Source organism: Mesorhizobium sp. M2A.F.Ca.ET.037.01.1.1 (assembly GCF_003998075.1).
GTDB lineage: Bacteria > Pseudomonadota > Alphaproteobacteria > Rhizobiales > Rhizobiaceae > Mesorhizobium.
On the sequence record NZ_RZSA01000557.1, the window covers coordinates 1 to 4,445 of the forward strand.

A 4,445-nucleotide genomic window follows, 5' to 3' on the forward strand; every position below is an offset into this window, starting at 1 on the left:
TTCGCGGCCTGCTCGACCAGCACCGCCAGAAGGTTGACGCGCCGTCCGGCACGGCGCTGCTGCTCGGCGAGGCGGCGGCCAAGGGGCGCGGCATCGACCTTGCCCGCAACAGCGTGCGGGTGCGCGACGGCCATACCGGCGTGCGCAAGGCGGGCTCGATCGGCTTCGCCACGCTGCGCGGCGGGTCGGTCGTCGGCGACCACAGCGTGATCCTTGCCGGCACCGGCGAGCGCATCACGCTCCCCCACCATGCCGAGGACCGGGCGATCTTCGCCCGCGGCGCGGTCAAGGCGGCGCTCTGGGCCCGCGGCAAGAAGCCCGGACTTTATTCCATGCGGGACGTGCTCGGCCTGAGCTGAGGCGTCTCTTCCGTAAAATTCCAAAGGAGCAAACATGTCGGGAACTCTCGTGCTCGTGCGCCACGGCCAGAGCGAATGGAACCTGAAGAACCTGTTCACCGGCTGGCGTGATGTCGGCCTGACCGAGCAGGGCACCGCCGAGGCGCTGGCCGCCGGCGAGAAGCTCAAGGCGCGCGGCCTGAAATTCGACATCGCCTACACTTCGGCGCTGCAGCGGGCACAGAAGACCTGCCAGCTGATCCTCGACGTCGTCGGCCAGAGCGAGCTCAAGACGATCCGCGACCAGGCGCTCAACGAGCGCGACTATGGCGACCTCTCCGGCCTCAACAAGGACGACGCGCGCAAGAAATGGGGGGAGGAGCAGGTACATATCTGGCGCCGTTCCTACGACATCGCGCCGCCCGGCGGCGAAAGCCTGAAGGACACGGGCGCGCGCGTGTGGCCCTATTACCTGCACGAGGTGCAGCCGCATGTGCTGCGCGGCGAGACGGTGCTGGTCGCCGCGCACGGCAATTCGCTGCGCGCGCTGATCATGGCGCTGGACGGCAAGAGCGGCGAAGAGATCGTCAAGCTCGAGCTCGGCACCGGCGTGCCGGTGATCTACAAGCTCAACGCCGATTCCACCGTGGCGAAGAAAGAAGTGCTGGAGGGGTGAGGAGCAGCTTCCTTCTCCCCGTTCACGGGGAGAAGGTGCCCGAAGGGCGGATGAGGGGCAGCGCCGGCTTCGGCGACTACTCGTCCGGGCTCGAAGCGAGAGCCGGAACCCCACCTGACCAGCGTCGGCGCCGCCCCTCACCTGCCTGCCGGCATCCTCTCCCCGTATAGTGACGGGGAGAGGGAAGCGCCGCCGCCGGTTTCGCCAATCGCCAGCGTTGCGGGAAGGGTGACGAGGGCGGCGCAGACATCGACGAAAAAAGCGCGTTGACACATATCGTTTGCCCGCTTACATGAGCGCCCACCAGCCCAGATGGCGGAATTGGTAGACGCGCACGGTTCAGGTCCGTGTTCCGCAAGGAGTGGAGGTTCGAGTCCTCTTCTGGGCACCATCTCATCCCGACTACCAACGGGATCGGCCTTATCCGCCAGCGATCACGACGTTCAAGATTAGCCTTTGACCTCGGAACTTCGTCATCCCAGGGCGGAGCAGGAGCGAAGCTCCGTCGCGGAGACCCTGCGATCCATGCCGTGACGTCGAGGCGCGGCCCTCCAGAATTCTGCTCTGCTGCGTTCTCCGACAAAGGTCACGGCATGGATCCTCGGGTCAAGCCCGAGGATGACGACGCATAGGGTGCCGCCCCAACCTCCCCTTCCGGCCAGTCCTCGAACAAACCGCTTCAAACCCGGCGGCCATGACGCTACGGTCGCGCCATGGCCCCTTCCGTCAGCCCGACCATCGCCGCCCGCCGCGACCAGATGTTCCCGATCCTCTCGGAGGCGGATATCGAGCGCATGCGCCGCTTCGGCGAGGCGCGCGCCTATGCCGCCGGCGAGCATATCGTGACGGCCGGCACGGTTTCGCCAGGCGTGATCCTCATCCTGTCGGGAAAAGTGGACATCACCCAGGCCGGCGGGCTCGGCCAGCCTGAACCGATCGTCACCCATGGCGCGGGCAATTTCATCGGCGAGCTGGCGCAGCTGTCGAACCGGCCGTCGCTGGTCAATGCCGAGGCGGTCGAGCCGGTCGAGGCGATCGTCATCCCCTCGCAGCGGCTGCGCGACCTGATGGTGCAGGAGGCCAATCTCGGCGAGCGCGTCATGCGGGCGCTGATCCTGCGCCGAGTCGGGCTGCTCGAAAGCGGCGCCAGCGGGCCCGTCGTCATCGGCCCACCGGGCAATGGCGACGTGCTGCGGCTGCAAGGGTTCCTGCGGCGCAGCGGGTTGCCGCACCGGGCGCTCGATTCCGACACCGACCCTTGCGCGAAAACGCTGATCGAGCGGTTCCATGTCGATCCGCACCATCTGCCGATCGTGCTCTGCCCGAACGGCAAGCTGATGCACAATCCGGGCGAGAACGAGCTTGCCCGCTGCGTCGGCCTGCTGCGGCCGATCGATGCCGACAAGGTCTATGACGTGGCGATCGTCGGCGCCGGGCCGGCAGGGCTGGCGGCGGCGGTCTATGCGGCCTCGGAAGGGCTGTCGACCATCGTGCTCGACTGCCGCGCTTTCGGCGGGCAGGCCGGCGCCTCGGCGCGAATCGAGAACTATCTCGGCTTCCCGACCGGCATCACCGGCATGGCGCTGATGGCGCGCGCCTACAACCAGGCGCAGAAATTCGGTGTGGAGATGGTGATCCCAGACGAGGCGAAGCTGCTCGACGACGCCGGCGACGGCGCCCGCTACAGGCTTGCCATCGGCGATGGCGAGAGCGTTCGCTCACGCGCGGTGGTGATCGCCAGCGGCGCGCGTTACCGCCGCCTCGACATCGCCAACCTGGCGCAGTTCGAGGGCACCTCGGTGCATTACTGGGCCTCGCCGATCGAGGCCAGGCTTTGCCAGAGCCAGGAGGTGGCGCTGGTCGGCGCCGGCAATTCGGCCGGACAGGCGGCGGTCTATCTGGCGAGCCAGGTGCGCAAGGTGACGCTCCTGGCGCGCCGCGACAGCCTCGACGCCACCATGTCGCGCTATCTGGTCGAGCGCATCAAGGCGCAGCCCAACATCGAGGTGCTGACGCAGACCGAAGTGACGGCGCTTGAGGGCACCGAGGGTAATCTCGAGCGGCTGCGCTGGCGCAACCGGGTGACCGGCGAGGAGACGGAGCGCGCCATCCACCACCTCTTCCTGTTCATCGGCGCCGACCCTAACACCGACTGGCTGGCCAACTGCAACGTGGCGCTGGATGCCAAGGGTTTCGTGCGGACCGGACCGGACACGACGCCAGGGCACGGGCTGATGGAAACCAGCCGCAGCGGCGTCTTCGCCATTGGCGACGTGCGCTGCGGCTCGACCAAGCGCGTCGCAGCCGCCGTCGGCGAAGGCGCGCAGGTGGTCGCGGCCTTGCATGCCTATCTGGCGCGGAACGGCGGCGGCGCCGTGAACGAATAGACCAGCGAACCGGCGAGGAACCCGCGATGGACGAATGCAGGCATACCAGGGACATCAAAAAGGTCACGCCGAGCGCGCTGGGTTGCGAGGAATGCCTGAAGAGCGGCTCCTGGTGGGTGCATCTCAGGCTCTGCCGGACCTGCGGCCATGTCGGCTGCTGCGACGACTCGCCCAACCGCCACGCGACGAAACATTTCCGTGCCACGCAGCATCCGATCATCGAGGGCTACGACCCGCCGGAAGGCTGGGCCTGGTGCTTCGTCGACGAGGTTTTCGTCGACCTCGAGGGCGATACGACGCCCCAGAACGGGCCGATTCCGAAGTTTGTTTGAGTCCAGCCGTTCCGGGCCGCGCTTTACCGCACCGAGCCCGTCACAGTCGGGTCGATGGCGTCGGGCACGGATTTGCGCTCGTTGCCGGCAAAAATGCCGATGAGCAGCAGGCTAAGCACAACCGGCACAAACAGGATGGCGATGCGGGCCTGCACGTAGAAGATGGCACGCCATTCGTTTCGCTTTTCGGGGCTGTCGTTCATCATGCTCGCTCTGTCTGCGCCACCCAGGGCGGGACATAGAGACGAAGCGTTAAACATCTCCTTCCGATTCCGTTAACGGGCGACGATGTGCTATGTTGAAGTCATGAAGAACGACCGCACAGACGCGCCTCCGTTTGGTGAGACACTCGAGAACCGCATCAAGGTTCCGCCGAAGGTCTATGCGGAGTTCCTGGCGCTTCTCGATGCGCCGGCCAAATCCAATGAGAAGCTATCCAGGCTCATGAACGCCCCACAGCCATGGGAGAGCAAGTGACCCTCTCCGTCTCGGCGCTGCGCGCCGATCCACCTCTCCCCCACCTTGTGGGGGCGAGGAAATGCCAATCCCCCAAAGCCACGGCCTTCGCAAGCCTGGGTTCCTCGCCCCGCCAGAGGCGGGGAGAGGTGGCTCGGCGAAGCCGAGACGGAGAGGGAGCGCCCTATGCGATTGGATGCCGGATGCGCTTTCCTATCGCCTGAAAAGTTCGCCGCGTTGATCAGCGTGCAGGCAG

At 66.5% G+C, this 4,445-nt stretch carries 6 protein-coding genes and 1 tRNA gene; 6 read left to right on the forward strand and 1 reads right to left on the reverse strand.

Features of this window, described 5'->3' with window-relative positions:
• The 5 genes from EOA27_RS24015 to EOA27_RS24035 form a co-directional block, all read left to right on the forward strand.
• Positions 1-359, forward strand: a 359-nt coding sequence (locus EOA27_RS24015) for a dihydrodipicolinate reductase C-terminal domain-containing protein (RefSeq protein WP_281059476.1), incomplete at its 5' end; no start/stop codon positions are given.
• 34 nt (positions 360-393) lie between these two features.
• The gene (locus tag EOA27_RS24020) at positions 394-1,014 is read left to right on the forward strand and encodes a 2,3-bisphosphoglycerate-dependent phosphoglycerate mutase (protein WP_126080317.1); all 621 of its coding nucleotides are present in this window, start codon (positions 394-396) and stop codon (positions 1,012-1,014) included.
• Between the two features lie 306 nt (positions 1,015-1,320).
• A tRNA-Leu gene (locus EOA27_RS24025) sits at positions 1,321-1,405 on the forward strand.
• Between the two features lie 322 nt (positions 1,406-1,727).
• Positions 1,728-3,401, forward strand: coding sequence for a cyclic nucleotide-binding domain-containing thioredoxin-disulfide reductase (locus EOA27_RS24030; protein ID WP_126080318.1), 1,674 nt, complete (start codon positions 1,728-1,730; stop codon positions 3,399-3,401).
• A 26-nt stretch (positions 3,402-3,427) separates the two neighbouring features.
• Entirely contained in the window at positions 3,428-3,733 is a 306-nt protein-coding gene (locus EOA27_RS24035; RefSeq protein WP_126080319.1) for a UBP-type zinc finger domain-containing protein, read from the forward strand.
• 23 nt (positions 3,734-3,756) lie between these two features.
• On the opposite strand, the gene EOA27_RS24040 is transcribed toward EOA27_RS24035, so the two are convergent.
• Complete coding sequence (locus EOA27_RS24040; protein ID WP_126080320.1) at positions 3,757-3,939, reverse strand: hypothetical protein; 183 nt, start codon at positions 3,937-3,939, stop codon at positions 3,757-3,759.
• A gap of 82 nt (positions 3,940-4,021) precedes the next feature.
• Between EOA27_RS24040 and EOA27_RS24045 the strand changes: the two genes are divergently transcribed.
• Entirely contained in the window at positions 4,022-4,210 is a 189-nt protein-coding gene (locus EOA27_RS24045) for a DUF1778 domain-containing protein (protein WP_126080321.1), read from the forward strand.
• The last annotated feature ends 235 nt before the right edge of the window (positions 4,211-4,445 follow it).

Bases quoted from the DNA above. Each gene is read 5' to 3' on its own strand.
- EOA27_RS24040 (WP_126080320.1), bottom strand. From the start codon at position 3,939: ATGATGAACGACAGCCCCGAAAAGCGAAACGAATGGCGTGCCATCTTC.
- EOA27_RS24020 (WP_126080317.1), top strand. From the start codon at position 394: ATGTCGGGAACTCTCGTGCTCGTGCGCCACGGCCAGAGCGAATGGAAC.
- EOA27_RS24030 (WP_126080318.1), top strand. From the start codon at position 1,728: ATGGCCCCTTCCGTCAGCCCGACCATCGCCGCCCGCCGCGACCAGATG.
- EOA27_RS24045 (WP_126080321.1), top strand. From the start codon at position 4,022: ATGTGCTATGTTGAAGTCATGAAGAACGACCGCACAGACGCGCCTCCG.
- EOA27_RS24035 (WP_126080319.1), top strand. From the start codon at position 3,428: ATGGACGAATGCAGGCATACCAGGGACATCAAAAAGGTCACGCCGAGC.